14 protein-coding genes are annotated in these 16,176 nt (G+C 73.0%); 1 reads left to right on the top strand and 13 read right to left on the bottom strand.

The annotated features are described in order from the left end of the window. Position 1 precedes the first annotated feature (1 nt). The 4 genes from KUV85_RS12670 to KUV85_RS12655 are packed head-to-tail and all read right to left on the bottom strand — an operon-like array spanning position 2 to position 4,619. Positions 2-769, bottom strand: coding sequence for a DeoR/GlpR family DNA-binding transcription regulator (locus KUV85_RS12670; protein WP_219960259.1), 768 nt, complete (start codon positions 767-769; stop codon positions 2-4). 2 nt (positions 770-771) lie between these two features. Continuing rightward, a complete protein-coding gene (gene pdxA / locus KUV85_RS12665) occupies positions 772-1,824 on the bottom strand; it encodes a 4-hydroxythreonine-4-phosphate dehydrogenase PdxA (protein ID WP_219960258.1) in 1,053 nt (350 codons plus the stop codon). Positions 1,825-1,842: 18 nt separating this feature from the next. Beyond that, a complete protein-coding gene (locus tag KUV85_RS12660) occupies positions 1,843-3,162 on the bottom strand; it encodes a four-carbon acid sugar kinase family protein (RefSeq protein WP_219960257.1) in 1,320 nt (439 codons plus the stop codon). Continuing rightward, positions 3,159-4,619 carry a GntP family permease gene (locus KUV85_RS12655; RefSeq protein ID WP_219960256.1) on the bottom strand — a complete coding sequence of 487 codons (1,461 nt, stop codon included), beginning with the start codon at positions 4,617-4,619 and terminating at the stop codon, positions 3,159-3,161. The genes KUV85_RS12660 and KUV85_RS12655 overlap by 4 nt, the downstream gene beginning before the upstream one ends. A gap of 140 nt (positions 4,620-4,759) precedes the next feature. Here KUV85_RS12655 and KUV85_RS12650 point away from each other — a divergent pair, with 140 nt between their 5' ends. Next, a complete protein-coding gene (locus tag KUV85_RS12650; RefSeq protein WP_219960255.1) occupies positions 4,760-5,890 on the top strand; it encodes a YihY/virulence factor BrkB family protein in 1,131 nt (376 codons plus the stop codon). A 19-nt stretch (positions 5,891-5,909) separates the two neighbouring features. Here KUV85_RS12650 and KUV85_RS12645 read toward each other — a convergent pair whose 3' ends face one another. The 9 genes from KUV85_RS12645 to KUV85_RS12605 form a co-directional block, all read right to left on the bottom strand. Beyond that, positions 5,910-6,674, bottom strand: a complete 765-nt coding sequence (locus KUV85_RS12645) for a tyrosine-protein phosphatase (RefSeq protein ID WP_219960254.1) — start codon at positions 6,672-6,674, stop codon at positions 5,910-5,912. Between the two features lie 53 nt (positions 6,675-6,727). Continuing rightward, the gene (locus tag KUV85_RS12640) at positions 6,728-8,413 is read right to left on the bottom strand and encodes an alkaline phosphatase D family protein (RefSeq protein ID WP_219960253.1); all 1,686 of its coding nucleotides are present in this window, start codon (positions 8,411-8,413) and stop codon (positions 6,728-6,730) included. A gap of 72 nt (positions 8,414-8,485) precedes the next feature. Further along, the gene (locus tag KUV85_RS12635; RefSeq protein ID WP_219960252.1) at positions 8,486-9,295 is read right to left on the bottom strand and encodes a DUF1295 domain-containing protein; all 810 of its coding nucleotides are present in this window, start codon (positions 9,293-9,295) and stop codon (positions 8,486-8,488) included. Between the two features lie 65 nt (positions 9,296-9,360). Continuing rightward, entirely contained in the window at positions 9,361-10,650 is a 1,290-nt protein-coding gene (locus tag KUV85_RS12630) for an SAM-dependent methyltransferase (RefSeq protein ID WP_219960251.1), read from the bottom strand. 1 nt (position 10,651) lies between these two features. After that, the gene (locus tag KUV85_RS12625; protein WP_219960250.1) at positions 10,652-11,926 is read right to left on the bottom strand and encodes a class I SAM-dependent methyltransferase; all 1,275 of its coding nucleotides are present in this window, start codon (positions 11,924-11,926) and stop codon (positions 10,652-10,654) included. Continuing rightward, positions 11,923-13,965: an FAD-dependent oxidoreductase gene (locus KUV85_RS12620; RefSeq protein ID WP_219960249.1), complete on the bottom strand. Its 2,043-nt coding sequence runs from the start codon at positions 13,963-13,965 to the stop codon at positions 11,923-11,925. Before KUV85_RS12620 ends, KUV85_RS12625 begins: the two co-directional genes overlap by 4 nt. Continuing rightward, positions 13,965-14,735 (bottom strand): anti-sigma factor, encoded by a 771-nt coding sequence (locus KUV85_RS12615; protein WP_219960248.1) that lies wholly within the window; start codon positions 14,733-14,735, stop codon positions 13,965-13,967. Before KUV85_RS12615 ends, KUV85_RS12620 begins: the two co-directional genes overlap by 1 nt. Then, a complete protein-coding gene (sigK, locus tag KUV85_RS12610; RefSeq protein WP_219960247.1) occupies positions 14,732-15,346 on the bottom strand; it encodes an ECF RNA polymerase sigma factor SigK in 615 nt (204 codons plus the stop codon). The genes KUV85_RS12615 and sigK overlap by 4 nt, the downstream gene beginning before the upstream one ends. Positions 15,347-15,391: 45 nt before the next feature. Continuing rightward, positions 15,392-16,063 carry a fasciclin domain-containing protein gene (locus tag KUV85_RS12605; RefSeq protein ID WP_219960246.1) on the bottom strand — a complete coding sequence of 224 codons (672 nt, stop codon included), beginning with the start codon at positions 16,061-16,063 and terminating at the stop codon, positions 15,392-15,394. Between the last annotated feature and the right edge of the window lie 113 nt (positions 16,064-16,176).

Genomic DNA, 16,176 nt, shown 5'->3' with positions numbered 1-16,176 from the left:
GTCAGGCGCGGACGACCTCGCAGTCGGTGCCGGCTCCCGTGCCGGCACCGACGGCCGCGTCGGTGACCCACGTCCACGGGCCGGGCATCGCGGTCCACGACGGCGCGGTGGCTCCCCACTTGGTGGCGTCCGCGACCACCACGCAACGTTGGGCGACCCGTGCGACCTGCTCCTTGAGGACCGTCTCGTCCAGCGTGGGCTCACCGATGCCGCGTTCGGGATCGACGGCGTCGGCGCCGAGGAAGGCGACGTCGAACGCCATGCGCTCCAGGGTCAGGGAGGCTGCCGGCCCGACGAGCCCGTGGCTGAGCCGTCGGAGCCGGCCGCCGAGCAGGTGCACGTCGACGTGTGCGGAGTCGGCCAGCACCACCGCCGTCTCGAGGCCGCGCGTCACCACCGTGAGCGGGCCGAGCGAGTCGTCGGCGGCGATCAACCGGGCGAGGGCCGCGCACGTGGTGCCGGCGTCGAGGAAGACCGACCCCTGCGGGGTGAGCAGCTCGCCCGCCCGCCGGGCGATGGCCGCCTTGGCGTCGGTCCGGTGGCGGGCGCTGTCGCCGATCGGGCGCTCGTGGAACGGCGGCGCCACCATCGCGCCGCCGTACGTGCGAGCGACCGCGCCCTGCTCCCGCAGCCGCGCCAGGTCGCGGCGGACGGTGGAGGGCGACACTCCGGCCGCGCGGGCGAGGTCGTCGACCGAGGTGAGGCCCTCGCCGAGCAGGCGGAGCAGCTCGGCGTGGCGGGCGCGGGTGCCGGCGCGGACAGTCCCCATGGTCACGAACCGTAGGCGCTCCGCATCCGGGGCACGAACGGGGCGTACTCCACCGCCGCCAGGTACGCCGACCGCATCGTCGCGTGGTCCGCGCGCCCGGAGCCGGCGATGTCGAAGGCCGTGCCGTGGTCGACCGAGGTCCGCAGGATCGGGAGACCGACGGTGACCGAGATGGTGCCGTCGAAGTCGTAGGTCTTCGCCGCGATGTGGCCCTGGTCGTGGTACTGCGAGAGCACGCCGTCGAAGCGGCCGGCGAGGCCCTGGTGGAAGACCGAGTCCGCCGGGATCGGACCGTGCACGGGGAGTCCCTCCCGGCGGAGCTGTTCACAGGCGGGGACGACCTCGTCGAGCTCCTCGGTGCCGAAGGCGCCGTTCTCCCCGCCGTGCGGGTTGATCGCCGCGACGGCGAGGGTCGGCTCGGCCACGCCGTACACCTCCAGCGCCTGGAGTGCGCGGCGGATGGAGTCCACCTGGCGCTCGCGGGTGAGCTGGTCCAGCGCGGTGCGCAGCGAGACGTGCCGGGTCGCGAAGAAGATCTGCAGCCGGTGGTCGGGTGCGTGCCGTGACGCGACGACGAACATGGTGTCCTGCTGGGTGACACCGGTGAGCTCGCCGAGCATCTCGGTGTGACCCAGGTGCTCGCTCCCGCTCGCCCAGATCGCCTCCTTGTTGATGGGGCCGGTCACCACCCCGTCCACCGTGCCGGCCATGGCGGCGCGGGTGGCGACCTCGATCGCGGTCACGGCTGACCGTCCCGCTGTGGCGTCGACCTCGCCCCACGCCAGCTCCTTGCCCTCCAGGACTCCGATGTCCAGGACGTCGATGACACCGGCGCCGGCCGGCGCGGTGTCGAACCCGCTGACCTCCCGCACCTCCAGGTCCAGGCCGGTCGCCGCCACTGCACGTCGGACGGCGACGGCATCGCCGACCGCGACCCCGTGGTGGGTCTCGTCGTCGGCGTACTCGGCCAGCGTGCGGACCGTGATCTCGGGGCCGATGCCGACCGGGTCGCCGAGGGTCAGTGCGAGCACGGGGGGCGTGGCGGGTGCGGGCATGGCTTCCTCCAGGGGGTGTCAGTGGGTGGGGCGGGGACGGGCGGGCTGGACGTTGCGCCGGATGGCGGCGGCGGTCCGCTCGAGGAACGCGAGGCAGGCGACGGCGGTGTCGTCGTCGCCGACGAGGCCGCCCTTGGTGACCACCGGGAGGCCGGACCAGGGACCGCCCACGAGGGTGCCGGCGACGGCGAGGGGGGCCACCTCGTCGGCGACGTCGAGCCCGTCGGCGGCGAGCTCGCCCAGACAGGCGGCCGCGAGGTCGCCGCCGGTGAGGTAGAGCCCCTCGACGGCCTGCGCACGGAGCGCGTCCCGGGTGCTCCTGGCCAACGCCGCCGGGATCCGGTGCCGGGCCTCGTGGGGGAGCAGCTCGTCCTCCCCCAGGGCCGAGGCGAGCAGCACGACCTCCTCGCCGCCGGCGCCGGCGATCGCCTCCGTCAGGGCGGCGGTGGTGGCATCGGGGTCGGGCAGGCCGTCGTCGTCGAGCACGACGCGGACCACGTGGACCTCCCGCGCCGAGGAGAGGCGTGCGAGCTGGCGTCGCGTCAGTCCCGTCGCCGAGCCGCTGACGGCGAGGTACGGCGCCCGGGGTGCGGTCTCGCCGAGTCCGAGGGCGCGGGCCAGGGCGACCGTTGCGGGACCGGGGTCGACGCTGAGCCACGTGATGTCGGGGAGGGCGGCGGCAACCTCCGCCGTGCGCTGCACGTGCTCGTTGGTGACGGCGTCGACGATCACGATGCCGACACCGTCGGCCACGGCCTCCGCCAGTGCGGTCGCGAGGTCCTCGCTGGGGCCGGTGACGGTCTCGAGGGGGATCGACCGCGTGGGCAGGTCGGTCTGCTCGGCCATGAGTGCCGCGACCTCGGAACGGCGCATCGGTGACCGCGGGTCGTGGGCGAGCTCGGTCTCCTCGAGCCGGTGCCCGCGCAGCAGCTGCACCCCGCCCACGGTGTGGCGGTCCGCGTCGGGATGCGCCGGGATGCACAACGCCACGACGTCCTCCCCGTGCGCCCGCAGTCCGGTCACCAGCGCGGCCGTGGTGGCACCGATGTTGCCCCGCAGCGTGGAGTCGATCCGGTTGGACACCAGTGCGGCCGGCCACCCTGCCTCGAGGACCCGTCGGGCGGCGGCCGCCGACTCCTGCGGCGTGGTGTGCCGGTTGTTGGTCGAGACCACGACGGCGTCGAAGCGTGAGGCGAACTCGGCGATCGTCTCGGTGCGCTCCTCACCGGTGACCGTCACGGCCCGCAGGCGGGCCCGGGCGAGACCGGCGGCGGTCGCGTTCGCACCGGTGAGGTCGTCGGCGACCACCAGCGCGTGTCGCCCCGGCGCGTGGGTCACAGCAGCCAACCGGCCACCAGCACCAGGGGGATCGATCCCGCCCACGCGGCCGTGGTGATGCCGGACCACCCCTTGAGCGCAGCGGTGCCGTCCAGCCCGGCGAACCGGGTGACCACCCAGAAGTAGGAGTCGTTGTAGTAGCTGAACACCATCGACCCGGCACAGCAGGCGAGTGCCGCCGCGAGGGCGGAGATGCCGAGTCCGCCCACCACGGGGGCCGCGACCGAGGCGGCGGTGATCATCGCGACGGTGCCCGATCCCTGCGCGATCCGGACCAGCGTCGCGATCAGGAACGGCACCAGCACGCCCGGGAGGTTCGTGTCGGCGATCGCGTCGGCCAGTGCGTCACCCACGCCCGAGTCGCGCAGCACCTGGCCGAGGGCACCGCCCGCGCCGGTGATGAGCAGGATCAGGCCGGCCGCCGCCGCGGCCTCGGCCAGCCATCCGCTCACGGTGGCGCGCGGGGTCCACCGCGGCAGCAGCACGTACACGGCGAGCACCAGGCCCACCAGCAGCGCCACCACCGGGTTGCCGATGAAGGCGAGCGTGTCGGCGTACGCCGCGGGGTCGTAGTCGTCCTCCGGGCCCAGGACGCCCTGGTTGGCCCGGTCGATCGCGGTGGCCGCGGTGTTGGCCACGATCAGCAGCAGCGGGACGACCAGGGGCAGCGACGCCAGGCCGGCGCTCAACCGGGGGTTCCGGTACTGCTGGTCGCCGGCATCGTCGCCGGAGCCCGCGGTGGCGTGGCCGGTGTCCGCGGAGCCACGGCTGCTCGCTGCGCCGCCCCCCGCGCCGGCGACCGCCGGTTCGTAGACCGCCCGCCGCACGGTGTCGGTGACCTCCGACTCCAGCCGTGGACCGATCCACCGTGCGTAGAGCACCACCACCGGGAGCAGGACCAGCGCGAAGGCCAGGCCCACCAGGATGAGGCCACCGAGGTCGGCGCCGAGGATGCCGGCCACGCCCAACGGCCCGGGGGTGGGAGGGACCAGGTGGTGCGTCAGCGTCATTCCGCATCCCAGCGCGAGGGCGAGCGTGACGTAGCCGCCCTGCTTGATCCGTGCGATCGACCGGGCCAGCGGGTTCATGATGACGTAGCCGGAGTCGCAGAACACCGGGATGGAGACCAGGGCCCCGGTCGAGCCCATGGCCCAGGGTTCGCGTCCCTTGCCGAACGCGCGCAGGAACGCCTGGGCGAGGGCGTCGGCACCGCCGGACACCTCGAGGATCTTGCCGACCGCGACGCCGAGACCGATGACGATCCCGATGCTGCCCAGGGTGGAGCCGAAGCCGGCGACGATCGAGTCGATGGTGTCGGTCGGGGCCGACCCGGCGATCGACCCGGTGACGAGCGCCGCGATGAGGAGGGCGGCGAAGGCGTCCAGGCGGGTGCGCAGGACGAGGACGATGATCGTGGCGATGCCCAGGACGAGGGCGAGGAGGAGTTGCAGGTCCATGGGTGCTCCTTCGGGCTGTGACCACCGTCACCATGCCACCCGTGAGTTGCGCAGTGCAAGCAATTGAGCGCAGCCAATTGCGCAAAGTGCGCCACAACGGTGGCGGTGCGCTGCCGGAACGGGTTCCGTATGGTTGAGGGGTGGGAGCAGCCGGGAAGGTCGACCGCTTCCAGCGGCGGGTCCCCGTGCTCGGGGTGCCGCTGGCGGTCATCTACAAGTACTTCGACGACCAGGGCAACTACCTGGCCGCGATGCTGGCGTTCTACGCCTTCATCGCGATCTTCCCGCTGCTGCTGCTCGCCACCTCCATCCTGGGCTTCCTGCTGCAGGGGTTCCCCGACCTGGAGCGCGCGACCCTGGACTCGGCACTGGCGCAGTTCCCGATCATCGGTGACGAGCTCGGTCGGCCGGGCCGGCTGCGCGGTTCGGTCAGCGCCATCGTCGTCGGTGGCTTCGGCGCGCTCTACGGTGCGCTCGGCCTCGGCCTCGGCCTGCAGAACGCACAGGCCCAGGCGTGGGGCGTGCCGCGCAACAGCCGCCCGCACCCCGTGCTGACCCGGCTCACCAGCCTGCTGCTGCTCGTCGTCGCCGGCTCCGCGATCCTCACCGTCTCGGTCTTCTCGGCGGTGCTCACCGGCACCGAGCTGGTCGGCACGCTCGCCCAGGTCGGCTGGTTCCGCTGGGCGGTCCGCCTGGTCACCGTCATCATCCTCGCGCTGATGCTCACCGTGCTGCTGCGCATGGCCTCCGCCCGGGCCTCGGCCCACACCATCCGCCGGGCCTTCCCGGGCGCGGTCACGATGGCCGTCCTCTGGCAGCTGCTGCAGTACCTCGGCACCGTCTACGTCGCCCGCGTCCTCGGCGCCACCGACGGCATGGATGCCACCTTCGCGCTGGTCCTCGGACTGATGGGCATGCTCTACATCGGCGCCATCATGGGCGTCCTGGGCATCGAGGTGAACGTCGTGCTCGCCCGCAACCTGTGGCCCCGCGCGCTCGCCACGCCCTTCACCGACCGGGTCGACCTCACCGACGCCGACCGGCGCGCCTACGCGATGTACGCCCAGACCCAGCGCCACAAGGGCTTCGAGACCGTCACCGTCCGCTTCGACGGCCGCGACGGCGACACCCACGAGATCCTGCTCGACCCCACCACCGAGGAGGAGATCCGCCAGCGCATCCCCTCCGCCCCGCCGTTCTCCTGGCAGGACCCCGCGGGTCGCGACGAGTCCGACGGGAGCGACAGCTCACCCACCGACCGCCGCGGCTGAGGCGCGGCGGCGTACGCCGTCAGGAGCGCAGCAGGCTCCGCAGCCGGTCGAGCGTGGTCTCCTCCAGGCCGAGCCCGTCGCGCAGGTAGGCGTCGAGGCCGCCATAGGCGCGGTCCACGGCGGACCGGGCGGTGCGCAGGTAGCCGACGTCGGCGATCAGGGTCGGCTCCAGCACGTGGACGAAGTCCTCGCCCTGGGCCTCGGCGATGAGGTTCTCCACGCGGCCGCGACTGCCGGCGGCCATGGCGTTGGTGAGCAGGTAGTCGCTCTCGATCGTCGCGTCGTCCACGCCGGCCACGTGCAGCAGGAGCGCCGCTGCCCACCCGGTGCGATCCTTGCCGGCACTGCAGTGGAACAGCTGCGGGCCGCCCGAGGACAGCTGCCGGAGGAGCTGGCCGAACTCCGTGCGCGAGTGCTCGCTCTCGACGAAGCTGGCGTAGACGCGGTGCATGACCGCCACCGCGTCCTCGCGGGTCTGCAGCCCCCACACCTCCTCCATCGGGATCCCGATGACGTCGAAGTGGTGCCAGGCCGCGCCCGGGATCTCGTGGTCGGGGTGGCGCTCGACCTCCGGGTGGGACCGCAGGTCGAGCACGGCCCGCAGGCCCAGGTCCACCAGCGACTGCGTCTCGTCGTCGGTGAGCCGCAGCTCGTTGGAGCGGTAGAACACGCCGCGGGCGACGGTGTGCCCGTCGCGGGTGGCATAGCCCCGCGCGCCCATCCCCGCCAGGTCGCGGAAGTTGTCGGCCGAGGCCAGCCGAAGGACGTCGTCGTGCTCGCTCACGTCACCGATCCTAGGGACCGCGTGCGCGTCGACGTCCTCCGCACCGGCCGCGGTCACCGGGTCTCCTGCTCCAGGGTGTCGCGAATGATCTTCTCCCGGTCCTGCTGCGGCACCGACCGCCGGGCACGCGGTGCGGCCGTGTCGAGCTGCCGCATGCCCGGGACGCCGTCCTCGACGAGGAACGAGGCCCGCGTGAAGGCCGCCGCGCCCGGCTCGCTCACCCGCGGCAGGCACCGGAAGTCGGTGCGGAACTCGGTCGGCGTGATGCGGGTGGAGACGTAGCCGCGCAGGTTGGTCCAGAACCTCAGGTGCGGGTTCTGGTCCGCCCACGGGTGCCGGCCCTGCGGGTCGTCGTACCCGTCGCCACCGGAGGTGATGGAGGAGGTCACGAACTCCGCGCCCACCACGGGTGCGTCGGGGTCGTCGAAGTCGCCGGCGATGTCGGAGGCCCAGTGGGCGTGGACGTCGCCGGTCAGCACCACCGGGTTGCGCACCCCGGCGTCGAGCCAGCCCTGCGTGATGCGGCGCCGCGAGGCGGGGTAGCCGTCCCAGGCGTCCATCGACACCCGGTTGGTCGACGGGTCCGCCGTGCTGTCGCGGCGGGAGAAGAACACCTGCTGGCCGAGCACGTCCCACCGCTGCCGCGACCGCGCGAAGCCGTCGAGCAGCCACCGCTCCTGCTCGGCCCCCGTCAGCGTGCGGCGGGGATCGGCGGCGTCGGGGCAGTCGTCGTACCCGTCGCCGCAGGCCTGGTCGTCGCGGTACTGCCGGGTGTCGAGCATGTGGAAGGTCGCCAGCCGTCCCCACGCGACGCGACGGAAGAGCTGGAGGTCGATGCCGCGGGGGACCGACGTACGCCGCAACGGCATGTTCTCGTAGAACGCCCGGAACGCCGCGGCCCGACGGTCCAGGAACCGTGGCTGGGGGATCTCGGGCTTCTCGGGCACCTCGTCGGCCCAGTTGTTGTCGACCTCGTGGTCGTCCCACACCACCAGCCACGGCGCCGCCGCGTGGGCGGCCTGCAGGTCGGCGTCGGTCTTGTACTGGGCGTGGCGCTGGCGGTAGTTCGCGAGCGTCTCGGTCTCCGGGCCGCGGTGGTCGCGGACGTTGCCCCCGTCGACGACGTAGGTGTCCTTGGCGTACTCGTACTGGTAGTCGCCCAGGTGCAGCACCAGGTCCGGCTCGTCCTCGGCCAGGCGACGGTAGGCGGTGAAGAAGCCGTGCTCGAACTGCGAGCACGACGCGAAGGCCATCGTCAGCGCCGACGGCATCGCGTCGGGGGCCGGCGCCGTGCGGGCGCGGCCGACGGGGGAGAGCCACCGCCCCACACGGAAGCGGTACCAGTACTCCCCGCCGGGCCGGAGCCCCTCGACCTCGACGTGCACGGCGTGGGCGGTGTCGGGGCGCGCGCCGGCGACACCGGAGCGGACGACGCGGCGGAACCGCTCGTCGGTGGCGACCTGCCACAGCACGGGGTAGCGGCGGCTCGGCATCCCGCCCAGCCCGTCCTCGGCCAACGGGGCCGGGGCGAGGCGGGTCCAGATGACGAAGCCGTCCGGGAGCGGGTCGCCGGAGGCGACGCCGAGGGTGAACGGGGTGGCCCGCAGGGGACGGGCCGCCGCCGTGGCGCGGACGTCGGCCACACCGGGCGCGGCGCCCGCGGCGGGCAGGGAGAGGGCGGAGCCGGCGGCGAGACCGGCACCGGCGCTGACGACGAGGGACCTCCGAGAAATGGTCATGGCCGCGAGCCTGACCACCCCCGGTGACGTGCGGCTGACCCGCGGATGACCACCGCGTGGCGGTTGTCCCGCTCAGGCGCCCTTCGGTGCCCGTGGCGGCAACGGCACGAACATCGACGTACGACGTGCGTACTCACGGTAGGCGGGCCGCTGCATCATCGACTCCTCCAGCAGGCGCGCGCCGGTGGCCCAGACCAGGAAGTAGGTCATCGCGAGCGGTGCCACCACGGTCGCGAGACCGACCCACGGCCCGCTGGCCAGGCCGCCGACCAGCCAGATGCCCCACCACACGCAGGCGTCGCCGAAGTAGTTCGGGTGGCGCGTGTAGCGCCACAGCCCGGTGTCGAGCACCGGCCGACGCTCCCCCCGTGGCTGCGCCCGGTACGCCGCCAACTGGGCGTCCCCGACGGTCTCGAACAGCGTGCCCACCAGCCACGCTGCGACGCCGACGGCGACCACCGGCCAGGCCAGGACGTCGCGGACGGCGCTCACCGTCACGGGCGCGGCGACGAGCACCATCGCCGCGCCCTGGACGGCGAACACCTTCCGCACGGCGCGCCCCATGCCCACGTCGGCCAGGGGACCCCCGAGGACCCGCTCGTAGCGCGGGTCCTCGCCGCGGGGGTTGCGGCGGTGGATGTGCCAGGCCAGGCGGGCGCCCCAGAACGCCAACATGACCGCTGCCAGCACCGCACGACGGGTGTCACCGTGATCGGTGAGGACGGCGACCACCACGGCAGCCGCCCCGATCGCCACGAACCCCAGCCCCCAGGCGACGTCGACGACCGCCACCCGTCCCTGCCGCCACGCCACGAACGCGGTGAGCGTCATCACCACGGCCGCCACGGCCGCGGAGACGACGATGCTCGACAGCGTCACCATGTCGTGATCACCAGGTCAGGGAGCAGGACGTCGGGGAGCAGGACGACGGGGTCACCACGGGAGGATCACCAGGACCGGACCGGGGGCAGGGAGTGGGGTGCGCCCGGCCGCACCAGCAGGATCTGGTCGACGCCCATGCGTCCGTCGCGGAAGGACATCGAGCCACCGACGAGGTAGAGGCGCCACACGCGCATCATCTCGGGGCCGACCATGGCCTCGAGCTCGTCGTGGTTCTGCTCGAACCGCTCGATCCAGCCGGCGACGGTCTGCACGTAGTGCTCGCGCAGCGCGTGCACGTCGCGGACCTCGAGCCCGGCCGCCTCGAGCATGCCGACGGTCTCGCCGACCGGCCGCATGTGCATGTCGGGGGCGATGAAGGACTCGATGAACGGTCCGCCGCCGGGCCACTTGCCGCCACGCGACATCTGCTGCACCAGCACGTGGCCGCCGGGCCTGACCGCGGAGCGCAGGACGCCGGCGTACGTGCCGTAGTTGGCCTGGCCGACGTGCTCGCCCATCTCCAGCGAGGCGACGGCGTCGTACTCCTGACCGGCAGCGGGGACGGCGTCGCGGTAGTCGCAGATGCGGAAGTCCACCCGGTCGCTGAGCCCGCGCCGCTCGGCCGCTGCCTGTGCGAAGCGCTGCTGCTCGGTGGAGATCGTGACGCCCACGACGTCGACGCCGAAGTGCTCGGCGGCGTGCAGCGACAGCGCGCCCCAGCCACAGCCGACGTCGAGCAGGCGCATGCCCGGCTTGAGCCCGAGCTTGAGGCAGACCAGGTCCAGCTTCGCGTGCTGGGCCTCCTCCAGCGACACGGTGGCGTCACGGTGGTAGCCGCACGAGTAGGCCATCGCCGGGTCCAGGATGAGCTCGTAGAACGCGCTCGGTACGTCGTAGTGGTGGCTGATGGCGGACCGGTCACGGCGCTTGCTGTGCAGTCGTCCCTTCACCCGTGCCTGCGTCGCCGGCGGCGCGGGGCGGGGGCCGACCACCTTCATCTCCAGGGCCGTCCGCACCGCGGAGGCCAGCGCGCGCGCCGGGGGCCGGCCACCGCTGAGGCCGCGGTCGGCCGCCACCGAGAACGCGTGGGTCAGGGCCGCGTCGAGGTCGCCGGGCACGTCCAGCTCGCCGGTGACGTAGGCCTGCGCGGCACCGAGCTCGCCGGGGTGCCACAGCAGCCGACGCAGTGCCTCGGGGGAGCGCAGCTCCACGGCCGGGGCGTGCTCGGGCCCGGCGGCCGACCCGTCCCAGGCGACCAGTCGGACGGGGAGGTCGCCCCCGACGAAGGGCCGCAGCGCGGTCGCGAGCTGGGAGGCGACGCCTCCGGTGGTGGTCGGTTCGGTCAGCGTGGTCACCTCAGGCCTCCCGGGCCAGCGTCAGCTGGTGGTCGTCGATGTAGCCGGCGGCGAACCCGGCGCGGCAGTAGTCCAGGTAGAAGTGCCACATCCGGCAGAAGGTCTCGTCGAAGCCGAGCTCGAGGACGCGCTCCCGGGCGGCGGTGAAGGCGTCGTCCCACATCTGCAGCGTGGCGGCGTAGTGCGGGCCGATCGCGTAGGTGTCGACCACCTGTAGGGCGGTGTCCCGCGCGGTCGCCTCGTCGATCGCCTGCAGCGAGGGCAGCGCCCCGCCGGGGAAGATGTACTTGGTGATGAAGGTGTGGGTGTTGCTGGTGGCCAGCATCCGGTCGTGCGGCATCGTGATCGCCTGGATTGCGACCTTGCCGCCCGGGGCAAGCACGTGGTCGAGCGTCTGGAAGTACGTCGGCCAGTACTCCTTGCCGACCGCCTCGATCATCTCCACCGACACCACGGCGTCGTACCCCTGCGCCGGTCCGTCCAGCAGTGCGCGGTAGTCGCACAGCTCCACCTCGACCCGGTCGGCGTGCCCGGCGGCGGCGATCCGCTGGCGGGCCAGCTCCTGCTGCTCGACCGAGAGGGTGATGCTGTGGACCTCGGCGCCACGCTCGGCGGCGCGGATCGCGAGCTCTCCCCAACCGGTGCCGATCTCCAGCAGGCGGGTGCCGGCCGTGACGCCGGCCTGGTCGAGCAGCCGGTCGATCTTGCGGTGCTGCGCGGCGACGAGGTCGTCGGCCGTGGCCTCCGCGGGCTCGGTGAAGAGCGCGCTGGAGTAGGACAGCGTCGCGTCGAGGAAGCACTCGAACAGGTCGTTGGACAGGTCGTAGTGGTGGGCGACGTTGGCCTGGCTCTGCGAGCGGGAGGCCCGGTGCCCCCGCGGACGGCTGGTGACGACCAGCGCCCGCAGCCGCTGCAGCGACTGCGGCACCAGCGTCGACACCTCGGCCGCCAGCACGGTGAGGAAGGACCCGAGGTCGCCGTCGCCCTCGTCCCACGCGCCGGTCATGTAGGCCTCACCGAAGCCGATGAGCTGGTCGCGGGCGATGCGGGCGTAGAACTCCTCGGGCCGGTGGACGTGCACCACCGGTCCGCCGCGGCCCAGCGTCTCGGCGGGGCGGCCGGCGTGGGCGGCGACCTCGACGGTGACGTCCAGTCGGGCGACGGCGGAGCGGAACAGGCGCCGCGCGATGCGGGCGCGCGGCCCGAACTTCGGCGGGCTCGCCAGCTCGGGCCACGCATTGGCCTCGGCGCTGTGCCGGTCGGGGATGACGGTCATGAGGTGACTCCGTGGTCGTCGTGGAGGGGGCGGGGTTGGACGGGGAGCCCGCGCAGCCACAGCCAGCTGCCGTGGATGCGGATCAGCAGCGAGCTGCGCAGCGCGGCCAGTGCCAGGCGCGGTGCGGTGGTGCGGCGGCCGACGACGGAGGCGTCAAACCGGGCGCCGTGGTCGGGCTGCAGGCTGACCGCGACCTTGAGGCGGTCAGCGGTGGGTGCCGGTGCCGAGATCCGGTACTGGCCGTCGGTGCCGTGGAAGGGAGAGACGTACATCGCTTTCGCGACTGCTCCTTTGCCGTGCTCGTCGGTGTCGATCAGGTAGCTGTGCCGCTCGCCGTAGGTGTTGTGCACCTCGACGACCGTGGCGTCGGGGACGCCCACCCCCTCCGGGTCCTGCCAGACCCAGTGCACCGAGATCGGGTTGAAGCAGTAGCCGAACGCGCGCGGCTGGGCCGCCATCAGCGCCCGGCCGCCGCGCAGGTCGTGGCCGTGGTCGAGCAGGACGCGGTCCAGCCCGGCACGGATCGACGGGGCGGTCCCGTCGAAATGGTCGCGGCTGGCGAACTCGCCGCGGAAGAAGGCGCCCCGGGGACGCGGGGGCAGCTCGTCGAGGTCCACCACCCACAGGTGGGACCGGTGGCGGAACGTCCGCCGGAACGGCGAGCGCCGGGTGTGGCTGATCGTCGTGGCGTACGCCGTCTCCGGCTCCCTCGGCCCCGACTCGCTCGCCGGGCGGTGTCGGGACGCCTCGGGCCAGGTGAGGCCGAGCCGCTCGACCGCGGTGAGGCCCGAGCGCGCGCCGTCCTCGTGGAACCCCCAGCCGTGGTAGGCGCCCGCGAAGCGGATGCGGTCGGTGTCGATCTCGGGGAGTCGGGCCTGGGCGGCGACGGACTCCGGCGTGTAGAGCGGATGGGCGTAGTCGCGCCGGGCGATGACCGTGTCCGGGTCGATCAGGTCCTCCCCGCCCAGCGTCACCAAGTAGTGGGTGTCGGTGGGGAGGCGCTGCAGCCGGGTGAGGTCGTAGGTCACCAGGACGCCGTCGCGCCCGTCCACCGGGCGGTGGAAGTTCCACGACGCCCACGCGTTGGTGGCCTCGGGCAGCAGCGAGGTGTCGGTGTGGAGCACCGCGGGGTTGCTGGAGTAGGGCATCGCCCCCAGGACCTCGCGCTGCTGCGCGGTCGGCTGGTCCAGGCTGGCCAGTGCCTGGTCGGGGTGGGTGGCGATCACGACCGCGTCGAACGCCTCGGTGGACGTCGCGGTCCGGACCAGCACCTGCTCGGCGGTCTCGCCGATCCCCACCACGCGACTGCCGAGGTGGATCTTGCCGCCGGCCGCGCGGACGGCGTCGGCCACCCGGTCGACGTACGCGACGGAGCCGCCGGTGACGGTGCGCCACGTCGGGGAGCCGAAGACGCTCAACATCCCGTGGTGGTCGAGGAACCGGAAGAGGTACGCCGCGGGGTACCGCGCCGCGACGGCCGGGTCGCACGACCACACCGCCGCGACCAATGGCTCGGCGAAGTGGCGCCGGAAGTAGGCGTTGAAGCCGCCGGCGTCGAGGAACTCGGCCAGCGTGGTGTGCGCCGCCGTCGGGTCCCCGCCGTCGGCCTCGAGCAGGCGGCGGGCCTGGCGGTGGAAGCGCGGGATGTCGGCCAGCATCCGCAGGTGGGCGGGGTTGCGCAGGTGCGCAGACGTCGGGAAGAGGCCCCGCCGCCCGAGCGCGCCCGCCCATTCCAGGCCGCTGCCGCCGTCGCGGATCGACATCGACATCTCCGAGGCCTGCGTCGGTACGCCGAGCTCGTCGAAGAGGCGCAGCAGCACCGGGTAGGTGCGCCGGTTGTGCACGATGAAGCCGCTGTCGATCGACAGCTCGCGGCCGGTGTCCCCGTCGGGCACGCGGTGGGTGTCCGCGTGGCCGCCGAGGCGGTCATCGGCCTCAAAGAGGGTGACCTCGGCGGTGCGGGAGGCGACGTAGGCGGCGGTGAGTCCGGCGACACCGGATCCCACCACGGCGACCCGCCGTGGCGTGTGAGGGTCCATCACGCGTCCAGCGGGAGCAGCGCAATCGGCTTGGTGGTCGGGGACTCGGACCCGCCGGCCGGCTCGACGGTGATGCCGACGCCGATCGCCTGGGACGCGTCGCCGTCGAGCAGCACGGTCGCGTCGCGCTCGTCGGGCATCAGGCCCGCCCCGGCCATGCCCTTCTCGGCGTCCTGCAGCCACAGCTGGTAGTCCTTGCCGGGCGGCGCGGGCTCCATGTCCTCGGTGAGGATCACGGCGCGGCCGACCTCGCGGGACACCACGATGGTGGCGCGGGAGCCGTCGGGGAACTCTTGGCTCACGCGGCTGGCGTCATCGGCGGTGAGCACCTGCTCGGTCGCCGTCGGCGGCGCCTCGGGTGCGGTGCTCCACGGCATCGTCAGCAGGAAGCCGGCCGCGAGCACCAGGATGATCGAGGCGGCGACCAGCAGCGGGGTGCCGAAGCCCCCGACGCGGCGTCGGGCACGGCGGGCCGAGAGGGTGTCCACGGCCGGCTCGTCGACGGCGGGGCTCAGCGGCGGCAGCGGACGGACCGACTCGATGCCGGTCAGCACCTGCTCACGCAGGGCCGGCGGCGGAGCCATCGCGTCCTCGATGCCCAGCGTCGCAGCGCCCTCGCGGAGGCTGTCGACCTCGGTGCGGCACTCGGGGCAGGCCCGCAGGTGTTGTTCGAACCGGGCACGCTCGTGCTCGTCCAGAGCATCCACCGCATAGGCGCCGGACAGCGCGTGGACGTCGTCGTCCCGGTATCCGAAGCTGTGCTCGGTCATCGTCCTACTCCGATCGTGTCGCGGAGCCTGATCAGCCCGTCACGAATCCTTGTCTTTGCCGTCCCGACCGGGAGGTCGAGGAGCGAGGCCACCTCGGTGTGGGTGTAGCCACCGAAGTACGCCAGATCGATGGCCTCGCGTTGTACGTCGGTGAGGTGGTCCAGTGCCGCCCGCACCCGCCGCGCCTCCAGGGAGGCCTCGACGGTCTCGGCGGTGACGTCGTGGTCCACCACGTGGTTCTGTCGATGGTAGGTCGTGTCCCTGGTGCTGGACGCCTCCGCGCTCCGGACCCGGTCGACCGCCTTGCGGTGCGCGATGGTCATCAGCCACGCGATGCCGCTGCTGCGGTCGGGATCGAAGCGTCCGGCGGTGCGCCAGATCTCCAGGTAGACCTCTTGGGTGACTTCCTCGGCCTGGGTCCGGTCCCGGACGACGCGCACCACCAGACCGTGGATGCGGCGGGCGGTGGCGTCGTACAGGTCGGCGAAGGCATCGCGGTCGCCTCGCGCCGAGAGCCTCAGCTGCTCGGCGATCGCGTCCTTCGGTCCGCCTGACTCGGCCGGCGCACCCTGGGTGGGAACGCCGGCCGAGTCCGGGTTTCGGGGATCCATGGAGGAAATCCTTACCCCTTGGGGTGTGTGTGGGCTACCCCGGGATCACTGCTGGACGCCGGTCATGACCTTGTCGATCACGTAGACCGTGGCGTTCGCGGTCGGGATGTTGCCGCACAGCACGTTCGCGGTGACGGTGCCGTCGGAGACGGTCATGCCCGACTCGTCGCCCTCGACGGTCAGGGTGTCGCCGGCCAGGGTGTCCTGCTCGCCCGCGACGTCACCGGTCTCGAGGTTCGCGCCGACCACGTGGTGCGCGAGGATCGAGTACAGCTGGCTGTCCTGGCCCTTGTTCTGGGCCTCCTGGACCAGACCGTTGAGGTCCTCCTCGGGGATCTCGGCGAACGCGTCGTTGAACGGCGCGAACACCGTCAGCTCCGGCGCGCTGTTGAGCGTGTCGGGCAGGCCCTCGACGGAGGTCACGGCGGTGACCAGCGTGCTGAGGATCGGGTTGTTGCTCGCGGCGGTGGCCACGGGGTCCTGGACCATGCCGTCGAAGGAGCCGGGGCCGTCGGTCGGGACGGCCGAGCAGGCGTCGCCGAAGGTCTGGTCCTGGGCGCTGGCCTCCTCGGTCTCCTCGGCGGCCTCGCTCGTGGTCTCGTCGGCGCTGGACTCGTCGGTCGTCTCGGCGTCGTCGCCGCAGGCCACGAGGGAGAGCGACAGGATGACGCCCGCCCCGAGGATGCCGGTGGTGCGACGCAGTTGCTTGAGCTTCATGTCAGCTTGCCTTCCGTGTTTGGGTGCTGATGTAAGGCATTCGGAGCCGGGTCGGCCCCGGATGGGTGGATCGGGAACTTTTTTCCGGGTTTCCCGAGAACCCGGGTTCGTGG

Source organism: Nocardioides panacisoli (assembly GCF_019448235.1).
GTDB classification, from domain to species: domain Bacteria; phylum Actinomycetota; class Actinomycetes; order Propionibacteriales; family Nocardioidaceae; genus Nocardioides; species Nocardioides panacisoli_A.
Note: the sequence above shows the minus strand (reverse complement) of the source record. Positions and strands in the feature narration are given on the sequence as shown.